The following is a 17,296-nucleotide window of genomic DNA, read 5'->3' on the forward strand; positions in this document are numbered from 1 at the left end:
CGTCCAGCTCCCCGCATCCCCGGGCTGCTCCTCGCGGCCCTGCATAGCCCCCGGCGCTGCAGGCTCCTCCCGGGACGGTGCAGCCGCAGCCACGAGGACCAGAGCCCGGGGCATCCTGCAGCCCCTCCGGCAGGGGGCGGCGGCCACAAGGCCCCTGGGCCCCGGGCTGCCAGCCCCCGGGGGCCGGTGGGGAGCCGTCCACCTTGCGGGGAGCGAGCCCTCCGGGGGGCGGTGAGCGGTTTGGGCGCCGCCGAGGCCCCTCCTCCACATTCTACTCATTCTACTCAACCGGGCCTCCGAGGATCCTCTCGATCTCCTCCCTCGCCACCGGCCCCCTCCGGACCAGCCTGGGGGGCCTAGTGGTGAGATCCAGGACCGTGGATGGGGTGCCGCCGGGCGCAGGGCCGGCGTCGATGACCGCGTCGACCCTCGAGCCCAGCTGCTCCAGCGCCTCCCGCGCCGTCCTCGGGCTGGGGCCCCGGTGGAGGTTGGCACTGGTCCCGACCAGGGCGCCGCCGGAGGCCTCTATGAGCGCTAGCGCAGCCGGGTGGTTGGGCATCCTCACCCCGAGCCTCCCGGTGTCGGCGTGGAGCACCCGGGGCACGCCGGGCCTAGCCTCCAGCACGAGGGTCAGGGGGCCGGGCCAGAGCCTCTCCATGAGCCTCCGCGCCTCGGGGGTGACGGCTACCAGCTTCTCCGCCTCCTCCGGGCCGGAGACGAGGACCGGTAGGGGCCTGTCCAGCGGCCTCTCCTTGGCCTGGTACACGCGGAGCACAGCCCAGGGGTTCAGCGGGTCGGCGCCGAGCCCGTAGACAGTGTCGGTGGGGTAGACGACCAAGCCCCCGGCCCTGACCAGCCAGGAGGCCTCCAGCGCGGCGCGGCGGGCCTCCTGGATGCCCCAGGCGTAGAGTATCCTGGGCGGCGCCAAGGGGGCCTCCCTTCCCCCCTACTCGCGGCGGTAGGGCACTCCTAATATGGCTTGGAGGCCTCACGCGGCGCGGCACACCCGCCACCGCCGCCAGGGTCACCAGGTAGGGCATCGTGTTGATCAGCGTGTCGGGGCACCACGGCCTTCACAGCCGGGAGGACCTTGACCCACTCGCGGAGGGTGTCGAAGAAGCCGAAGAGCGCGGCGCCGCCCACTTCCCGCGGCCCCTCAGCCTCCTGAGGGCCTGGAAGAGCTCCCGGGTCTCCAGCGGAGTGAGGTTAGTGGTTGGCCCTATCAAGTATCAGCACGTCGACCTCGCGGAGGAGCATCCGGAGTATCTCAACCCTCTGCCGGGCCCCGAAGGACAGGCTCTCCACCGGCTCGTCGAGCGGCACGTGGAGCCCCGTCTCCCGCATAAGCTCCTCGATCCGCCGGCGGGCAGTCCTAAGCTCCCTGCCCCCGAGCCCTGGCACGATGTTCTCGTAGGCCGTGAACACGGGGACCAGGGAGAGGTGCTGGTGAACCATCCCAATACCATGGCGGAGGGCGTCGGCTGCACTCCGGAGCCGGACCCGCCCACCCCGGAGGATTATCTCGCCCCGGGTGGGGGGGGGGCGGAGGAGGCCGGCAAGGATCTTCATAAGCGTGGTCTTCCCAGCGCCGTTCTCCCCGAGGAGCCCGTGTATCTCCCCCGGCTCGAGCCGGAGGTCGACGCCACGGAGCGCGGCGGTGCCGTCAGGATAGATCTTCACTATACCCCTCATCTCGACGATGGGGCTGCCACCGGGCTGCAATCCCCCTAGGCCCCGAGGGGGTTAGGCCCGAGGCCGCAAGGGGATGAAAAACATAGGCCAGGCCCGGGGGCTAAGCTGGCACCCGCTGCGCGGCCGCGGTCCTCGCGGCGAACCAGGCCTTGACGCGGCCGCTGTACCGGAGGTAGAGTATCAGCACGATCGGCTGGATGAGAGCCACCATAGCCGGGTACACGGCCATAAACCTACCCGCCTTGCCGAAGGCTGTGGCCAGCACAGCTATCGTGAGGGCCACGTTCTTGCCCGCAGTAGTGAACACAACCGCCTGGTGCTGCTCGTAGCTCAGCCCCAGCAGCTTGAGGTTGACAGCCAGGAGCAGAGAGATAGCGGCAGCGTAGTAGACCAGCATCAGCGGGGCGAGCACCACTAGGTCGTGGTAGTGGCTGACCACCAGCCTAGCCTTAACGGCGAATATAAGGTATATCAGCAGGTACAGGTTCACCAGGGTCACCGTTGAGAAGTATGGCTTCAGCTCCCCGTACTTCTCCAGTCCATAGCGTCTCTCGATGAACTCCCTGGCGGCCACGCCGAGGACTAGCGGCGCCACCAGCACCACCGCGAGGCTCTTGAGTATGAGGCCCGGCGGCACCCCGAGCGAGGAGCCGGCAGCCACGTAGCCCACAGCCGGGAGCGCCGCGAGGGATAGCAGGAAGGCCGAGGCAACTATTGTAGTGGCCGTCAGCATGTCGCCTCCCGCGAGCCCCACGTAGCCGAGCCCCATGCTGCAGCTCGGGGCCACGGACAGCAGCATCAACGCTATCTTCATGTAGGTCGAAGCGTGAAACGCCTCTACCAGCGTGTATATCAGAGCCGGCGCTACCGCGAAGTTCAGCACAAGCGCCTCGAGAACGGGCTTCAGTGTCTCCCGTATCCTCAGCAGGCTGGCCAGCGAAAGGTTAACCATCATTGGGTAGATCATTAGGAGGACCACAGGCGTTATCAATACCGAGAGCGGCCTGAGGTTGAAGTAATAGCCTGTCACGAGCCCGAGTATAATGGCTATTATCGTGTACTGCAGCATGTTCTCCGAGAGGTTCTTCGCTATACGCTTAACCCTGGCAGGCATATGAACCACCTATCCCTATCACTGACCCCTATCACTGATATTGAAGAGATGCTGTATAAAAACATATTGTTGGCTGCAGCGTGCAATAACCAAAATACCATGTTAACACGCGTCGAGGAATGCCACCGCCACGGCTGGATGCAGCGCGTGACGCGGGCGAGACCAGGGGCCAATAGAAGGAGGAGAGGAGGCGCACGGCGCGGGGAGGAAGGCGGAGAGAAAAACGGGGCGGCGGCTAGCCCACCACCTTACCGTCCACCCGAACCTTGATGTTGTGCACCTTCTTGAACTCCTCGACTAGCCTGTCCCAGTCCCTCTTGTTGTATATGCAGCCGGGGTCCGGCGCCGTGGGGTCGCCGAAGTAGGCGTAGGCCCTTGCCCTGCAGCCTCCGCAGATGTTCCTGTAGGGGCACTTGCCGCAGAAGCTCTTGAGCTTCGACCGGTCCCTCAGAAGCTTGAAGAGGGGCGCGTTGCTCCATATGTCCCAGAAGGTCTTCTCCCTCAGGTTGCCCACGGGTATTGGCAGGAAGACGCAGGGGGTCACCGTGCCCTCGGGCTCTATCGCTGCGTATATCCTCCCGGCGCCGCAGCCTCCCACGAACTCCGCTACAGCCTTTACCACTGGGTCGTTGCCCACGTAGAAGTGGGTCGGAGCCACCTTACTGCCGCCGCTGAGCTGCAGGGCGACCCTGCCGTACTGGGGGGCGGTGCTCACTATCTCTATCTTCCTCCGCTGCATCTCCTTGAATATTGTGCGTAGGAACTCCTCCCTCTCCACGGGGTCAAGGTCTAGCCACATGTTCTCCTTGCCGCGGCCCGTCGGCACGAAGTTGAAGAACACCACCCTCTTCACTCCTATGGACTCAGCTAGGTCTAGTATATCCTCTACCTCGTCAATATTTATCTTGGTGACCGTGACCGCCATGCCGTGGTTTATGCCGAGCTTGACGGCGTTCTCGAGCGCCTTCACAGCCCTCTGCCAGGCGCCGGGCACGCCGCGGAACCTGTCATGCCTCTCGGGCTTGGCGCTGTCCACCGACACCTCCACGTAGCGGAGGCCCAGCTTCCTAGCCTTCTCCAGCTTCTCTATATCCGCGAAGGTCCAGCCGTTAGTGGCTACTGCGGCGTACATGCCCCGGGAGGCTATCTCGTGGAGCACCGTGTAGAAATGAGGGTGTATTGTCGGCTCGCCGCCGCTCAGCGCCACCGCCGCCACCCCGGCCCGGTCGAGCTGATCCACGACCCTCAGCTTCTCCTCAAGGGTCAGCTCGTTGGGGAGCGGCCTGTCCGCCCTCTGGTAGCAGTGGAGGCAGCGGAGGTTGCACATGTTAGTGAAGTTCCAGACTACGAGGAAGGGCGCCGGCATCTTCTGGGGCACGGTGACACCGTAGAGCCCCAGGCCCTTCATGACCAGGGCTACTCCGCGGCGCACCGCCGGGTCGCGGAGGGCCTCCCGGGCCTCCTCCTCGTTGCCGTGGAGCAGCCTGACGCCGAGCTTCAGCATGTGCTTTATCACCACTCCTATGAACCTGGCTGTCACCGGACAGGAGGTGACGCTCTCGCCCGCGAACATCGAGAGGGCATGGTATATCGCCGGCGCCTCCACCTCCCTGCCGTCGTAGACGCACTTGGCGTCCCGGCAGGCGGCGCGGAGCAGCGCCCTGGTGGCGGGGTTGTTGAAGAGCAGGCGGAGGCCCGCCAGGAGGGCCCCCATCCCGCCCCGCTCTTTCCCGCCGCCCTGCCCCTCCACCAGGGTGTCCACCATCTCGCTGCTCATCTACCCCACCTCATGTAGTGTACAATGGTATCCTTTATCCAGGAGAAAACCTCCTTGAAGAGAATCCCGGCGAGGTCCCGGAGCCTGCCCGCCCTCAGCTCCCTGCCTATGAAGGCGGGCCTGAGGTAGAAACGGCGGTAGGCGTACTTGATCATCCTGCCGAGGTCCTCGCGGGTGAAGTGGAAGCCCCTCATAACCGGCCTTATCGTGGTGTAGTGCTCCCAGTTCCAGTCCTCTATCAGGTTGTGCTTCTTCGCGTAGTAGTAGAGGGGGGTGCCGGGGTAGGGGGTGAGCACTGTGAACTGCGCGTAGTTGGGGTCGAGCTTTATAGCGAACTCCACCGTCCTCTTCATGTCCTCTATAGTCTCCCAGGGGAAGCCTAGTATGAAGGAGCCTAGGGCGAAGCCCTTAAGCTCCTTCACCCACTGGAACACCCTCACAGCCTGCTCGAGCCTCACCTTCTTCCCTATCCTGTCCAGCGTCTCCTGGCTAGCCGACTCGACGCCGAAGTAGAGGGCTGTGCACCCGTTGTCGTAGAGGAGCTTCAGAGTCTTCTTGTCCATGTGGCTTACCCTGGAGCCGCAGGAGAAGGTTATGTCGAGCCCCCGCTTCTTCAGCTCGTCTATGAGCCCGTAGATGAACCTCCTGTTTATAGCCAGGTCGTCGTCCGCGAATGCTATGTGCTTGGCCTTGTACCTGTCCACCAGAAACTCTATCTCGTTAGCGACATCCTCGTGGCTGCGGAACCTTATCCGGCGGCCCCAGAAGTAGCTGGTTATACAGTACATGCAGCCGTAGGGGCACCCCCTGCTGGCCATGACATGGGCTATCTGGATCGGCTTGCCGAAGAGCGTGTACTTCTCCATGGGGAGGAGGTGGCGTGCCGGCCAGGGGAGCTCGTCGAGGTTCTTTATGAACGGCCTGGGTGGTGTAACCTTGACCTTGCCGTCCTCGTCCCTGAACGCTATCCCTTTTATGTCGCTGAGCACCTCCCTGCTGAACCCGTACTTCTCCAGCGCGTTCACCACTTCCAGGGTGGTGTACTCTCCCTCACCCCTCACCACTATGTCGACGCCGTTGCTGAGGGCCTCCTCGTACATGAACGTGGGGTGGGGGCCTCCAGCCAGCACTACCACGTCGTCTCCCAGCTCCTGCTTCACCAGCCTGGCCGCCATGTAGCCCTTGGGCGCGGTTGGGGTGAGCATCGAGATGCCTACCACGTCGGGGCTCCAGGACTTGACCTCGTGGAGCCAGGTCTTGGTGTCCATCTCGAGGGTGGGTGTGTCAATTATCTTGACCTTGTGGCCGGCGCGCTCCAGCACCGCCGCTATGTAGGCGAGGCCGAGCGGCGGCGCCTTCATCCCGGCCACGCGGTAGATCTCCAGCCGGTGCACGTCGGGGGGTACCGTGAGGAGGACCTTCAATAATCCACCCGTCGGTAGGTAATACCCTATCGCGTACTGATACGGGTGCCCGTAGATCGGTTACCGAGGGGGCTCATGTTCTCCCGCAGATTAACGAATGTACAATGTATGGGAATGGTGCGGGTTACGCTGCACCCCCCGGGGCCCCTCCTAGCGCCCGGGGAGAGGGGCCAGCCTACGGAGGGCGGGCGAGACCCGCGCCAGCTCCTCCAGCGTGGAGGGGACAAGGGGGAGGACCAGGTGCAGCACGTCACTCCCCGCGCGGAGGGCCTCGAGGACGCTCTCGTAGAGCCTCTCGGGGCCCGCGCGGCCCCAGGCAGCCTCGACCACCGCGTCGAGGAGCCTCTCCGCGGCCTCGGGGCTCCTCCGGTGGAGGAGGTGGAGGAGCCTCACAGCGTTCACCCTCACCTGGGCCTGGCCCAGGCCCCCGCCCACGTAGATGTAGAGCATGTGTGAGTGGGGCGTCCTTATACACTCGTCCCCCAGCGTCTTGCAGTCCAGCTCGTCCAGGGGCACGCAGCCGTCACGCAGGTGAGCCACCGCGCCCTTCCGGTGGATGAGCGTGAGGCTGAAGCTCAGCGGGGGGTAGCGGTAGAGCTCTATGTCCAGGGGGCTCCCCGCCTCCTCCAGGAGGGCCCAGAACCGGCGGACCCGGTACTCGTTGTAGCCGAGGCACCTCAGCAGAGGGGTTATCACCGCCGGGGGGGTCGGTGCAGCGCAGCCCCAGCTCAACACACTTCCCCAGCAGCCTATCGAGCGACCACGCCACCGCCTCGACGAGGAATGGCTGCAGCTTCACAGAGCGGGCAACCCCTATCCCCGGGGAGGGGCCCTGGGGCTGGAGATAAGCGCCTCGTTGCCGGCCTCCAGCCCCCCGGGTGGCTGAGGGGATAGGGTTAGCCCGCCTTGAGCTTCTCGCGTATCTCCCGTATCTCCTTGGAGTCGAGGGGTATCGCCTTCCCTATGTCGCTGAACTTCACGCCCATGGCCTCCGGGTCCTTATTCTTCTTGAGCGTGTCGGCTAGCTTGTAGACCTCCTCCCAGATCCAGCCCGGTATCTGCTCCCTCATCTTCTCGACCTTCTCGTATATCTCCTGCTTCTGCTCAGGCTTTATGCTGCCAGCCTTCACTGCTAGGTCTAGGAGGGTCTCGAGGTCCTCTAGCCTGCTCAGCGCTACACCGCCATCGGCTAGGCCGAGCTCCATGACGCCGCCGTACTTCTCGATCTCGCCGCGGTAGTACTTGAGGGCCTTCCCGGCCGCCTTGTAGACGCCGACGTCGACCCGCTTCATCACGCTGGCTAGGATGAAGCCCGGCTTTATCCAGTCCTGGTCGGCGTCGACGCCTACGGCGAAGGCCGGGCCCATGGTCTAGCCCTGCTTCTTGGCAGCCTCCTCAACCGCCTCGAATATGCCCAGGCCCGTCGCGCCCGCCACGTTGTATACTATGCAGGCTCCCTGGGCCAGCTGGGCCTCGGTGGCCGTCTTGCCCCTGGCAGGGTCGTTGAAGGCGCCGGTGTAGGTGTAGAGCATCGTGAGGGGCTCCACCCTCTTTCCTGTGTGCTTCTCGTAGAGCTTCTCGCCGTAGCGGATGCCCCAGTAGTAGCCCGCCTCGAACTTGTAGAGCACGGGTATCTCCATGCCCAGCACTACGCCCACCGCCTTGCAGCCCTAGTAGTGGGCCCCATGCCCGCCAAGGCGCCGGCGAGCACGCTGCCCCCAGGCTCCTTGAAGAGCACGCTCAGCGCGTTGAGCTTGTCGGGCACGTAGCCGTCTATTATGGCGAAGAGCTGGTCCGGGTACTCGTCCGCCACCTTCTTCACGGCGTCGGCCATGAGGAAGCCTACAGCCACTATCACCGCGCAGTAGCCGCGCCTGGCGAGGGTGTGGAGGTTGGGCAGGTAGTCGCTCTCACTCGTGCTCTGCACCTCTATCAGCTGGAGGCCGAAGTCCCCGGCGGCCCTGCTCGCGCCCAGGTAGGCCATGTCGTTGAAGCTTAGGTCGCCGCGGAGGCGGATATCGTAGACGGCGCAGATCTTGTTGCGCTTAAGCTGGGCGGTAGCCGTCTTGCCGGCGCTGGTGGCTGGGCAGGGGAGCCGCCGTCGTTGTGGGGGACGCGGCCCCGCCGTGGGTGCCGCTCCTCATCGCCATGAGCGCGGCGGCTGCAGCAGCCACTATGACCACTACGGCCAGGGCGGCGGCCAGCGTCCTGCCGCTCATACACTGCCCCACCGCGAGGGCAAGGAGGGCCCTCAATAGGTCTCCGGGGCTACCTCCCGGCGGCCGCTAGGAGGGGGACCACGGCGGGCGCCACGAGGGTTATGACCACGCCGTGAACCAGCGCCACGGCGGCCTCGTAGGGCCCGCCGTGGAGCGCCACCACGGGGAGCCCGGTGTCCATGGTAGTCGCTCCCCCGACCGCTATCCCCTCGACCCTCAGCCCCCGCCGGGCCAGCGCCGGGTAGAAGGCCAGGTGCATCGCCTCCCTAGCCAGGTTGGCCAGGAAGGCCACCAGCCCGTAGACAGGGTCCACCGCCGCCAGGGCGGGGCCCGCGAGGCTGTACCAGCCGGCGGCGGCTCCGAGGGCCGCAGCGGCCCCCGGAGGCATGGTCCCGGTGAAGGCGGCTAGCGCCGCGGAGGCGGAGGCGCTGGCGGCCATGGTCGAGGCCGCCAGCAGCAGCCCCCGGGAGGCCGCCTGGGCCAGCCTCGCCTCCTGGGCGGGAAGCTGCCCGCCCACGGCAACCCCCGCCGCCAGTATGAGCGCGGCGAGGAGCGGCTCCACCAGCCCCTCCGGGGCCCGGAGCCCAGCATAGCCCGCGGCGACGCCGGCCAGGAGGACCAGCAGCGTCGCGGCCGGCTGCGGCAGCGGCGGCCTCTCAGCCACCCCGGCAGCGCCCTGGGCGTGGAGGCGCTGGCGGGCCGGCACCCCCTCTAAAGGGGTGCCCCAGGGGCCCACCCTTATCACCCCGGGAGGCTCCGGGCGCTGTAGGAGGGCTCTGAGAGCCTTGGAGTGCAGGGAGCTCCTTGAGGGCGTGTGCTCCAGGCTGGTCTACTGCAGCAGGGACATGGTTGTCGTTGAGACCCTCGTGAAGAGGGGTGTGAGGGTGCCGAGGCACAGCCACGAGGGGGTGCAGGCCACCTTCGTGATACGGGGGAGGCTCCTCCTGGGAGTCGAGGGCCGGGGGGCCGAGGAGCTGGGCCCCGGCAGCTACAGGGTGATACCGCCGGGCGTCCCGCACTGGGCCGAGGCGCTCGAGGACAGCCTCGTGGTGGACGTTAACGCGCCCGCAACCCCCGACCGGCTGGAGCTGGCTAGGAGGCTCGGCGCCGGCTGCGGGTGAGGCGCGCCAGGGCTACAGCGGAGGCGAGGCTCGCCAGGCTGGAGGCGGCGGCGTAGGCGAGGGCCTCGAGCACCACGAGGACTGGGCTGCGGGAGCCCCCGCGGAGCGCCGAGCCCGCCTCCAGGCCCACGAGGAAGACGAGCAGGTACACCAGGGCCTCGATGAGCCGCCCTACGTGCCGCGACACGCGGCTGTAGATGCCCAGCCTCTCGAGGGCCAGGCCCAGCAGCGCCCCGGCCGCGAGAGCCAGGGGGAGGAGCAGCAAGAGGGCCACCCTTTAGGGCGCGTGCGCCACCCTGCCGCAGGCCTGCCAGCCGAGGAGCCCCAGGAGCCTCTGCACCTCCCCGACAGCCTCCCCCAGCCGCTCCGCGGGGACCCCCGGCACCCCGGCCGCGAGGACCAGCACGCACCGGGTCTCGGGCCTGATCATCGTCTCCCTGCTGTCCCGGTGCGGGTAGAGGTGCATCACCACGCCCCGGGAGTCCACCATTACGGGGACCCCTTTCTCCAGCCTCTCCGGCTCCCCGCCTATGGGGTTGAACAGCTCGCCTCCCCTCGAGAGGGTTATCCTCGCCGGCGGCTGGAAGCGCTCCGCGTCGTAGAGGCCTATCGGCACCATGAGCCTGGCCGAGGCTATGTTGCCGGCGTCGACCACCGGGTTGACCCTGGGCCAGCGGCCCCGGAGGGCGCGGCGCACCAGGGCCTCGCTGCTCGGCCGGGTCTTGGTGGGGTCTATGCCTATCCTCCAGTAGAAGTCCCTGTAAGCCCTCACCAGCGGCTCCCCGCGGAGCGCCTCGAGGCTGTAGCGCCCGGCCAGCTCGTGGAGCAGCTTCTCCTCCTCAGCCCGGAGGGGCCCGGGGCTCAGCTCCCCGACGGGCCTGCCCCAGGAGAGGCTGTAGGCCACCCGGGCCCCGAGCCCCCCGGCCTCCTCATCCACCTCAACCAGGCTGTCGAGGCTGCTGCAGAGCCCGGCGCAGTCATCCATGCCCGCGGCCACCCGGGGCCGCCGGCGTGAGGAGGGGGCTTAAAAAGGGGGCCCGGGGCTAGCCCAGCTCCTTGCCGCAGTCGAGCTTCTCCACGAGTATCCTGCAGGCCGGAGGCTTCACCGACTCGTCGAGGTAGACCACGTAGTCATACCTCTCCGCGTGGCCCCGGCTATGCTCTGGCAGAGCCTCCTCTTCTCCCCGGGGCTTGTGAGCCACCTGCTCCGGTAGCCGAGGCCCCTTATCAGCCCCGAGACAAGGGCTACGGGGAACACCCTTACTATCGGTACCTCGTCGACGAGCTTGAACAAGTTGCACTCGCCCGTCTCCATGTAGTAGCGGCCCTGCTCATCCCTCCCTATATCGGAATATCTCTATACCCAGCGGTGAGAGCTTGGCCGCTGCATCGTGGTGGCAGACCCGGCTCTGCTCAAGCAGGTCGTCCAGGGTCTCCAGCCTCGCGCCGCGGGCCCTGGCCGCTGCTTCCTGCACGTGGAAGCTCTTGTATATAGCCTCCTCAACCATGTTGCCAAGCTGCATCATGCCGGCCCGGAGCCCCATACTCCGGTAGAGGTGGGCTGCAGCTTCAACAACCACGTTGCGGAAGTAGGTCATATACACCATGAGCCAGTATGCCGCGGCCTCCGGGTTCTTCACCGCCGCCTCGAGTAGCTCCGAGGCCAAGCCCGCGCCCGGCCCCATGCCCACCCTCTTCTCCCCAGAGCCGCTCCTGGAGCTCAAGATGCACACCTCCCCAGTCACGGTATTCGTCGGAGGCTCGACCAGGGCGATGCGTAGGGCTACGCTACTAAGTAGATAACATATCTAGCTCGAAAGTGCATTCCGAGAACCTCGTATAGCTGGCTAATAGACTAAATGCTTTTCCGAGCTTATCATGGTGAACGAGTCTACTACGACATGCCGAGGCTCCGGGGGCTCTTAGGCTGTGCATGCATCCGGCGGGTAGGGGCTGTGGACAAGCGTATCCCGGAGGCCTGGGAGCCCTGGCTTTCCCAGGGGTGTCTGCACGGCTATGACGTGTGTGGCGAAGCGCGTCGCTGCGCTCTTCACCGGCAGGAGGGGCTTGATGGTCGGCTTCGTGCTGGTCACGCTCCTCTACCTGGGCTCGCTCCGCGGCGTCTTCGACGCGGGGAGGCTGCTGCCCGGGGGCATGGAGGCTGTGGTCTGGGCTATGGCTGCCGCGGTTACCCTGCTCTACCTGGTGGCCCTGGCTTTCACCATCCGGCTGGGGAAGAGCATGTGAAGACTCCGGAGGAGGCTGAGGCGTTTTTACAAGAGGTGTTGTAAAGTGGGCTGAGAGCTACAGATAGCGGAAACAGTTATATTCAGCCTGCTGGCGGGCGTCGGCGCGTTTGGGAGCCCGGTGCCGGTACACGTAGTTGTAGGCGGCTTCTTCGGAGACGAGGGGAAGGGCAGGGTAGCTGCCCACCTAGCCCTCGCCCGCCGGCCCTGGGCCTGCGCCCGCACCGGCGCGACCAACGCGGGCCACACGGTGGTGTACCAGGGCAGGGTCTGGAAGCTGCGGGCCACGCCGAGCGGCTTCCTCCACCCCAGGGCCCGGCTCTACATAGCCAGGGGCGCGCTCGTGGACCTGGAGGTCTTCCTCGCCGAGGCCGAGGCCCTGGGGCTGCAGGGCAGGATATGGCTCGACTACAACACCGGGGTCATAACCCGGGATCACGTGGAGAGGGAGAGGAGCGACCCCCACCTGATGAAGACCATAGGCTCCACGGGCACCGGCGTGGGGGCCGCGATGGTTGACAGGGTGCTCCGCCGGCTCCGGCTCGCCCGAGACTACCCCGAGCTGAGGGGCTACCTGGCCGACACCCAGGCGGAGCTGCTCGACGCGCTCGACAGGGGCGAGCTGGTCCTGGTGGAGGCCTCGCAGGGCTACTGGCTCAGCCTCTACCACGGCACCTACCCCTACGTGACCAGCCGCGACACCACCGCCGCGGCTGCGCTGAGCGAGCTGGGCCTGGGCCCCAGGAGCGTGGAGCGGGTAACGGTCGTGCTCAAGGCCTACGTCACCAGGGTGGGGGGCGGCCCCCTGCCCGGCGAGCTGCCGCAGGATAAGGCCCTGGAGCTGGGCTGGGCCGAGTACGGCACCGTGACCGGTAGGCCGAGGAGGGTGGCCCCCTTCAACCCCGAGCTGGCCCGGCGCGCCGTCCGGGCCAACGCGGCCACAGACGTGGCCCTCACCAAGGTGGACCGGGTCTTCCCCGGCGCCAGGTGCAGGAGGCGCTGGGAGGACCTCCCCCGGGAGGCCAGGGCCTGGATAGAGGAGGTGGAGGACAAGCTCGGGGTCCCCGTCACGGTCATAGGTACGGGCGAGGACGTGGAGTGCACCATAGACCTCTCCAGGGAGAAGGGGGTGGAGGCCTAATGCCCCGCTATGACGTGGCGATAGTCGGGGCCGGCCCCGCGGGGCTGTTCGCAGCCCTGGCCCTTGCCGGCGAGGCCGAGAGGGGCAGGCTCCGCGTAGCACTCATCGAGGAGGGGCTGCGCGCCTCGCAGCGGAGGTGCCCGCTCCGCGAGATAGGGGTGTGCCCCAACTGCAGGCCCTGCGCCATAATGCAGGGCGTGGGCGGGGCGGGCGCGCTCAGCAGCGGGATAATAAACCTGAGGCCCGACGTGGGCGGGGAGCTGCACCGGCTCCTGGGCAGCTGGGAGCAGGCGCAGCAGCTCATAGAGCTGGTTGACAGGGTGTTCCTCTACTTCGGCGCGCCCAGGGACAGGCTATTCGAGCCCGACCCCGCCAGGGTGAGGGAGCTGGAGAGGAAGGCTGTGAGGGCAGGGGCCAAGTTCATCCCGATAAGGCAGCGGCACATGGGCACGGACAACACCGTTAAGGTTATAGAGGCTATGACTGTCTACCTGGAGAAGAAGGGCGTGAGGCTCCACACCAGGACCAGGGTCGAGCACGTGGACCCCCGGCCCGGCGGGGGCTACACGCTCCGCACCAGCCGGGGCGAGCTGGAGGCTGAGACGGTAATCCTGGCGCCCGGCAGGAGCGGGGCCCACTGGCTGGCCGGGGAGGCGAAGAGGCTGGGCCTCGACACCGAGCCCGGCCCCCTCGACGTCGGGGTCAGGGTGGAGGTGCCCTACACGGTTATGGAGCCCCTCACAAGCGTGGTCTGGGACCCCAAGGTTATATTCCACACCAGGACCTACGACGACCGCGTGAGGACGTTCTGCACCAACCCCGGCGGCTTCGTCGTGAAGGAGGTCTACGGGGACGGCCTCGTAGGCGTGAACGGCGAGACCTTCGCCGCGAGACGCAGCATGAACACCAACTTCGCCTTCCTGGTGACCATAAAGCTTACTGACCCTATGGAGGACGCGCTGGAGTACGGCAGGAGCATAGCAAGGATGGCCACGAAGCTGGGGGGAGGCGAGCCCCTGGTCCAGAGGCTGGGCGACCTGCTGGCGGGCCGCAGGAGCACCCCGGAGAGGATAGAGCGCAGCGTCGTGGAGCCCACGCTGAAGGACGCTACGCCGGGCGATATAGGGATGGCGCTCCCGTACCGCGTGCTCACAGACATACTGGAGGGCCTGGAGAGGCTGGACGACCTGGCGCCGGGCGTCTGGAGCAAGCACACCCTGCTCTACGCCCCCGAGGTCAAGTACTACTCGCTCAAGGTCAAGGTGAGCACGCCGACCATGGAGACCAGCCTCCCCGGCGTGTACGCCGCGGGTGACGGGGCGGGGCTGAGCCGCGGGATCAACGTGGCGGCCGCTACGGGCTACCTGGCGGCGCGCGGCGCCGCCGAGAGGCTGGGGGCGGAGGCCAGGCTCCCCGTGGAGGAGAGCGACTAGGAGGCGGGCTGTAGGGGCCCGCGGCTCCAGGGGGCTCGCCGAGGGCGCCCGGCCATGAGCGCTGACAGTGTCTGCGCGTTCGAGTGGCGGTACGGCAGCCCGGAGATGAGAGCCATAGTATCGCGCCGCGGCATTATCGAGAGGATGATCCGGGTCGAGGTGGCCCTCCTCGAGGCGCTGGCCGAGGCGGGGCTGGCCCCGAGGGAGGCCGCGGAGAGGCTCCGGGAGGCCGCCTCCAGGGTGCACCCGGAGGAGGTCTACGAGAGGGAGCGGGAGACCGGGCACGAGGTGATAGCGCTCGTTGAGGCGCTGGCAGAGAAGGCGGGGGGCGAGGCGGCCCGCTGGATCCACTACGGCGCGACGAGCAACGATATAGTGGACACGGCCTGGGCGCTGGTCCTCCGCGACGCCCTAAGGCTGCTCCTCGGCAAACTCTCCAGGTTGGTTCAGAGGCTCTCCCAGCTCGCCAGGGAGACCAGGGACGTGGTGATGATAGGGAGGACGCACGGGCAGCACGCGCTCCCCATAACCCTGGGGTTCAAGCTAGCCAACTACGTCTACGAGCTCGCCCGCAGCCGGGAGAGGATATGCGCCGCCGCCTCCAGGGCGGTGAGGGCTAAGATAGGCGGCGCTGTGGGCACCATGGCCGCGTGGGGCGAGGCGGGGCCCAGGGTGCGGGAGGCCGCGGCGAGGAGGCTCGGGCTCGAGCCCCACGTCATAACCACCCAGGTGGCGCCCCGCGACGGCTTCGCGGAGGTCGCAGCCGCGCTCGCTATCCTCGCGAGCCAGCTGGACCGCCTCGCCACCGAGGTCCGGGAGCTGGCAAGGCCAGAGATAATGGAGGTTTGGGAGGACCGTGCCGGCACCCTGGGGAGCAGCGCCATGCCCCACAAGGCGAACCCGGTCACGGCTGAGAGGATAAGCGGGCTGGCCAGGATAGCCAGGAGCCTCTCCACAGCCTTCCTCGAGAACATAGTCCTCTGGCACGAGCGCGACCTGAGCAACAGCGGCTCCGAGAGGGTGGCCATCCCCCACCTCCTGCTCACCCTCGACCAGATGCTGGAGGACACGCTGGCCCTGCTCGGCAGGCTCCGCTACAGCCCAGAGAGGATGAGGAGGAACCTGGAGCTGAGCCACGGGGCGGTAATGGCTGAGGCCCTCATGGGCCTGCTCATAAGGGAGCTCGGCATGAGCAGGCCGGAGGCCTACAGGCTCGCGAAGAAGCTCTCGGAGGAGGCGGCCTCCACCGGCAGGCCCCTCCACGAGCTAGCGGCGAGCCACCCCGCGCTGGCCGGCCGAGTGCCCCCGGAGAGGCTCCGGGAGATCCTCGACCCCCTGCGCTACACGGGCTCGGCGGGGTGGCTGGTGGAGCAGGCGCTGGGCTACGCGGAGCGGGTGCTCCGGGCCCCCTGCCCGCCCCTCGAGGAGGGCTAGGGGACGACCTCGGTGGACTCCTCCAGCGGGTCGTAGAAGACGTCGCCGGGGCTCATGAGGCCCCTCCCAACCGCCGGCACCACCGTGGAGAGCACCACGTCTATGCTCCTCCTGGTCACCCGGTCCAGCTCCTCCAGCAGACCCCTGGGCCAGTACCCGCTCTCCATCCGGCCCCTCCACCGGTCCGTGACCCGCCGCCCGCTCCACCCCGTCTATGCTCAGCAGCACCCTGCCGAACCCGGCCCAGCACCTGTCCGGCAGCCTGCGGTAGAGCAGGCCATTGGCCTGGATCCCGAGCCGGGCCCCGGTAGCAGGTCCACAACCTCCATTATCATCCTGGGGTTGGGCAGCGGCTCGCCCCCGTAGAAGAACACCACCGGGCTCCTATCGAGCCTCTCAATGGTCTCCACAAGCTCCCCGACACGGTACCGTGGGAGCGGCGGCACAACCTCCGCCGGGAACCCCGCAGTACCTGCAGCGCAGGTTGCAGCCGCCCATGGTAAGCACGAACCAGAGCAAGGCCCCTCCAGGCCCGCCGGACGACCCGGGGGGCTATAGGGGCCGGGGCCACCCCAAACCCCGGGGGCCGCTAGCCGGCGGGCTGGCCCCGCTGCAGCACGTAGAGCACGACGCTATAGACGTTGAAGCCCGGCGTCAGCATGGCGGCCGGCGGCAGCCCCACCAGGAGCGCCGAGAGCGCGGCGGCGGCCGCGGCGCGGCCCCAGCCCCCGCCGGTGATCCTCCTCACCGCCCAGGCCAGGGCGGCGGCGGCAGCCGCCAGGGAGGAGTAGTAGCTAGCCACAACCACCAGCACCCCCGCGCGCCCCCCTCCCCCGGAGAGGAGCCAGGCGGGGGTAGCGGCGAGGGCCACGAGGGCGTGGGCAGGCGCGGTGTAGGCCGCGGCCACCAGCGCCCTCCTCCCGTCGAGGCCCCGGAGCCCGAGAAGCCAGGCGAAGAGCCACACAGCACCCATGTAGAGGAGCCACCGGGTGGCAGCGAGGACGGAGGCGAACACGGCAACCCTCGCGTAGTAGGCCAGGAGCCCCAGCCCCGAGAGGCCGTGAAGGCTGCCGGCCACCACGGCGTAGTGCAGGGCCTCGGCGAGCCAGAGCCCGAGCACTATGAGCACTAGGCCCCAGAGGCCGGTCCTACCCGCGAGCCGGCCCAGCGGGCCAGGACCCGCCGGCCCGCCAGCCGCTCCACCCTTCTCCCCGCTCAACCCGGGGACACTCCCACACCAAGGCCATGGAGGCGCGCCGGGAGCCCGCCGGCCGGGGCTACAGCGGGCTCTCCCAGGGCACCTCCTCCTCGACCACCCTGCCGCAAACCCTGCGCGCCAGGATCTTAAGCCTCTCAGCGGCCTCCCGGTTCTCCCCCAGCCACGGCCTATAGAGGTGGATGCTGCAGGTATCGCCGTGCACGTGCACCGTCGCCACGATCCTGCCCCCGCTCATGACCAGCATGCTTGAGGCATGCCTGGACACGTAGAAGCCCTCAGCATCCAGGAGCCGCTGAAGCCTCCAAGCAAGCCCTACCGAGGGGCTCAGAGCCGGGTACGCGTCCACGAGGAGCCCCGCCGCAGCGGGGGCGCGGGGCCATAATTAACTGCTCCCACAGCCACAGTTGATAACCACAAACATATTATTATTCAGTTCAGTATGGCTGGAATACTATATGCCGGGACAAACCAGTAAC

At 67.4% G+C, this 17,296-nt stretch carries 24 protein-coding genes; 5 read left to right on the top strand and 19 right to left on the bottom strand.

What is annotated here, in order from left to right:
- Positions 1-280: 280 nt before the first annotated feature.
- From CF15_RS07260 to CF15_RS07310, 11 genes are all read right to left on the bottom strand, one after another.
- Positions 281-928, bottom strand: coding sequence for an L-threonylcarbamoyladenylate synthase (locus CF15_RS07260; protein WP_201783097.1), 648 nt, complete (start codon positions 926-928; stop codon positions 281-283).
- A gap of 278 nt (positions 929-1,206) precedes the next feature.
- Positions 1,207-1,722 (bottom strand): ATP-binding cassette domain-containing protein, encoded by a 516-nt coding sequence (locus tag CF15_RS07265; RefSeq protein WP_236698173.1) that lies wholly within the window; start codon positions 1,720-1,722, stop codon positions 1,207-1,209.
- Between the two features lie 70 nt (positions 1,723-1,792).
- A complete protein-coding gene (locus CF15_RS07270) occupies positions 1,793-2,806 on the bottom strand; it encodes an arsenic resistance protein (RefSeq protein ID WP_058371194.1) in 1,014 nt (337 codons plus the stop codon).
- A 235-nt stretch (positions 2,807-3,041) separates the two neighbouring features.
- Positions 3,042-4,583 carry a radical SAM/SPASM domain-containing protein gene (locus CF15_RS07275; protein ID WP_058371195.1) on the bottom strand — a complete coding sequence of 514 codons (1,542 nt, stop codon included), beginning with the start codon at positions 4,581-4,583 and terminating at the stop codon, positions 3,042-3,044.
- The gene (locus CF15_RS07280; RefSeq protein ID WP_058371196.1) at positions 4,580-6,007 is read right to left on the bottom strand and encodes a B12-binding domain-containing radical SAM protein; all 1,428 of its coding nucleotides are present in this window, start codon (positions 6,005-6,007) and stop codon (positions 4,580-4,582) included. Before CF15_RS07280 ends, CF15_RS07275 begins: the two co-directional genes overlap by 4 nt.
- A gap of 150 nt (positions 6,008-6,157) precedes the next feature.
- Positions 6,158-6,703, bottom strand: a complete 546-nt coding sequence (locus CF15_RS07285; protein WP_058371197.1) for a hypothetical protein — start codon at positions 6,701-6,703, stop codon at positions 6,158-6,160.
- 200 nt (positions 6,704-6,903) lie between these two features.
- Positions 6,904-7,374, bottom strand: coding sequence for a type 1 periplasmic-binding domain-containing protein (locus CF15_RS09205; protein WP_058371198.1), 471 nt, complete (start codon positions 7,372-7,374; stop codon positions 6,904-6,906).
- A gap of 3 nt (positions 7,375-7,377) precedes the next feature.
- The gene (locus tag CF15_RS09295) at positions 7,378-7,665 is read right to left on the bottom strand and encodes a BMP family lipoprotein (protein ID WP_058371199.1); all 288 of its coding nucleotides are present in this window, start codon (positions 7,663-7,665) and stop codon (positions 7,378-7,380) included.
- Positions 7,656-7,991, bottom strand: coding sequence for a BMP family lipoprotein (locus CF15_RS09300; RefSeq protein WP_058371200.1), 336 nt, complete (start codon positions 7,989-7,991; stop codon positions 7,656-7,658). The genes CF15_RS09295 and CF15_RS09300 overlap by 10 nt, the downstream gene beginning before the upstream one ends.
- A 61-nt stretch (positions 7,992-8,052) precedes the next feature.
- A complete protein-coding gene (locus CF15_RS07305; RefSeq protein WP_058371201.1) occupies positions 8,053-8,262 on the bottom strand; it encodes a hypothetical protein in 210 nt (69 codons plus the stop codon).
- A 13-nt stretch (positions 8,263-8,275) separates the two neighbouring features.
- Entirely contained in the window at positions 8,276-8,932 is a 657-nt protein-coding gene (locus CF15_RS07310) for a LysO family transporter (RefSeq protein ID WP_168371333.1), read from the bottom strand.
- A 79-nt stretch (positions 8,933-9,011) separates the two neighbouring features.
- On the opposite strand from CF15_RS07310, the gene CF15_RS07315 reads away from it, so the two are divergent.
- Positions 9,012-9,347 carry a cupin domain-containing protein gene (locus tag CF15_RS07315; RefSeq protein ID WP_083494563.1) on the top strand — a complete coding sequence of 112 codons (336 nt, stop codon included), beginning with the start codon at positions 9,012-9,014 and terminating at the stop codon, positions 9,345-9,347.
- Here the strand turns inward: CF15_RS07315 and CF15_RS07320 are convergent.
- The 4 genes from CF15_RS07320 to CF15_RS07330 form a co-directional block, all read right to left on the bottom strand.
- Positions 9,319-9,612, bottom strand: coding sequence for a hypothetical protein (locus tag CF15_RS07320; protein WP_058371204.1), 294 nt, complete (start codon positions 9,610-9,612; stop codon positions 9,319-9,321). The genes CF15_RS07315 and CF15_RS07320 overlap by 29 nt on opposite strands.
- A 12-nt stretch (positions 9,613-9,624) precedes the next feature.
- The gene (locus CF15_RS07325) at positions 9,625-10,332 is read right to left on the bottom strand and encodes a B3/B4 domain-containing protein (RefSeq protein ID WP_058371205.1); all 708 of its coding nucleotides are present in this window, start codon (positions 10,330-10,332) and stop codon (positions 9,625-9,627) included.
- A 58-nt stretch (positions 10,333-10,390) separates the two neighbouring features.
- Positions 10,391-10,549: a hypothetical protein gene (locus CF15_RS08970; protein WP_168371334.1), complete on the bottom strand. Its 159-nt coding sequence runs from the start codon at positions 10,547-10,549 to the stop codon at positions 10,391-10,393.
- 129 nt (positions 10,550-10,678) lie between these two features.
- Complete coding sequence (locus CF15_RS07330) at positions 10,679-11,071, bottom strand: hypothetical protein (protein WP_058371206.1); 393 nt, start codon at positions 11,069-11,071, stop codon at positions 10,679-10,681.
- Between the two features lie 292 nt (positions 11,072-11,363).
- Here CF15_RS07330 and CF15_RS07335 point away from each other — a divergent pair, with 292 nt between their 5' ends.
- The 4 genes from CF15_RS07335 (at position 11,364) to purB (ending at position 15,601) form a co-directional block, all read left to right on the top strand.
- A complete protein-coding gene (locus CF15_RS07335; RefSeq protein ID WP_058371207.1) occupies positions 11,364-11,594 on the top strand; it encodes a hypothetical protein in 231 nt (76 codons plus the stop codon).
- Positions 11,595-11,714: 120 nt separating this feature from the next.
- Positions 11,715-12,734, top strand: a complete 1,020-nt coding sequence (locus CF15_RS07340; protein ID WP_058371208.1) for an adenylosuccinate synthetase — start codon at positions 11,715-11,717, stop codon at positions 12,732-12,734.
- Positions 12,734-14,167, top strand: coding sequence for an NAD(P)/FAD-dependent oxidoreductase (locus tag CF15_RS07345; protein ID WP_058371209.1), 1,434 nt, complete (start codon positions 12,734-12,736; stop codon positions 14,165-14,167). Before CF15_RS07340 ends, CF15_RS07345 begins: the two co-directional genes overlap by 1 nt.
- A 54-nt stretch (positions 14,168-14,221) precedes the next feature.
- Positions 14,222-15,601: an adenylosuccinate lyase gene (gene purB / locus CF15_RS07350; protein ID WP_058371210.1), complete on the top strand. Its 1,380-nt coding sequence runs from the start codon at positions 14,222-14,224 to the stop codon at positions 15,599-15,601.
- Here purB and CF15_RS08975 read toward each other — a convergent pair.
- From CF15_RS08975 to CF15_RS07365, 4 genes are all read right to left on the bottom strand, one after another.
- Complete coding sequence (locus CF15_RS08975; RefSeq protein WP_168371335.1) at positions 15,598-15,768, bottom strand: hypothetical protein; 171 nt, start codon at positions 15,766-15,768, stop codon at positions 15,598-15,600. The two genes, purB and CF15_RS08975, sit on opposite strands and share 4 nt — an antisense overlap.
- A 51-nt stretch (positions 15,769-15,819) precedes the next feature.
- Positions 15,820-16,047, bottom strand: coding sequence for a hypothetical protein (locus tag CF15_RS07355; RefSeq protein WP_058371211.1), 228 nt, complete (start codon positions 16,045-16,047; stop codon positions 15,820-15,822).
- Positions 16,048-16,190: 143 nt separating this feature from the next.
- Positions 16,191-16,820, bottom strand: coding sequence for a hypothetical protein (locus tag CF15_RS08980; RefSeq protein ID WP_058371212.1), 630 nt, complete (start codon positions 16,818-16,820; stop codon positions 16,191-16,193).
- 58 nt (positions 16,821-16,878) lie between these two features.
- On the bottom strand, positions 16,879-17,166 hold the full coding sequence (locus CF15_RS07365; protein ID WP_058371213.1) for a hypothetical protein: 288 nt from the start codon (positions 17,164-17,166) through the stop codon (positions 16,879-16,881).
- Positions 17,167-17,296 lie beyond the last annotated feature (130 nt).

It is taken from the genome of Pyrodictium occultum (assembly GCF_001462395.1).
GTDB lineage: Archaea > Thermoproteota > Thermoprotei_A > Sulfolobales > Pyrodictiaceae > Pyrodictium > Pyrodictium occultum.

Excerpts from the sequence above, each read along its gene's own strand:
- CF15_RS07270 (WP_058371194.1), bottom strand. The coding sequence starts at position 2,806 with ATGCCTGCCAGGGTTAAGCGTATAGCGAAGAACCTCTCGGAGAACATG.
- CF15_RS09300 (WP_058371200.1), bottom strand. The coding sequence starts at position 7,991 with ATGGCCTACCTGGGCGCGAGCAGGGCCGCCGGGGACTTCGGCCTCCAG.
- purB (WP_058371210.1), top strand. The coding sequence starts at position 14,222 with ATGAGCGCTGACAGTGTCTGCGCGTTCGAGTGGCGGTACGGCAGCCCG.
- CF15_RS09205 (WP_058371198.1), bottom strand. The coding sequence starts at position 7,374 with ATGGGCCCGGCCTTCGCCGTAGGCGTCGACGCCGACCAGGACTGGATA.
- CF15_RS07335 (WP_058371207.1), top strand. The coding sequence starts at position 11,364 with ATGACGTGTGTGGCGAAGCGCGTCGCTGCGCTCTTCACCGGCAGGAGG.
- CF15_RS07325 (WP_058371205.1), bottom strand. The coding sequence starts at position 10,332 with ATGGATGACTGCGCCGGGCTCTGCAGCAGCCTCGACAGCCTGGTTGAG.
- CF15_RS07275 (WP_058371195.1), bottom strand. The coding sequence starts at position 4,583 with ATGAGCAGCGAGATGGTGGACACCCTGGTGGAGGGGCAGGGCGGCGGG.
- CF15_RS08975 (WP_168371335.1), bottom strand. The coding sequence starts at position 15,768 with ATGGAGAGCGGGTACTGGCCCAGGGGTCTGCTGGAGGAGCTGGACCGG.
- CF15_RS07345 (WP_058371209.1), top strand. The coding sequence starts at position 12,734 with ATGCCCCGCTATGACGTGGCGATAGTCGGGGCCGGCCCCGCGGGGCTG.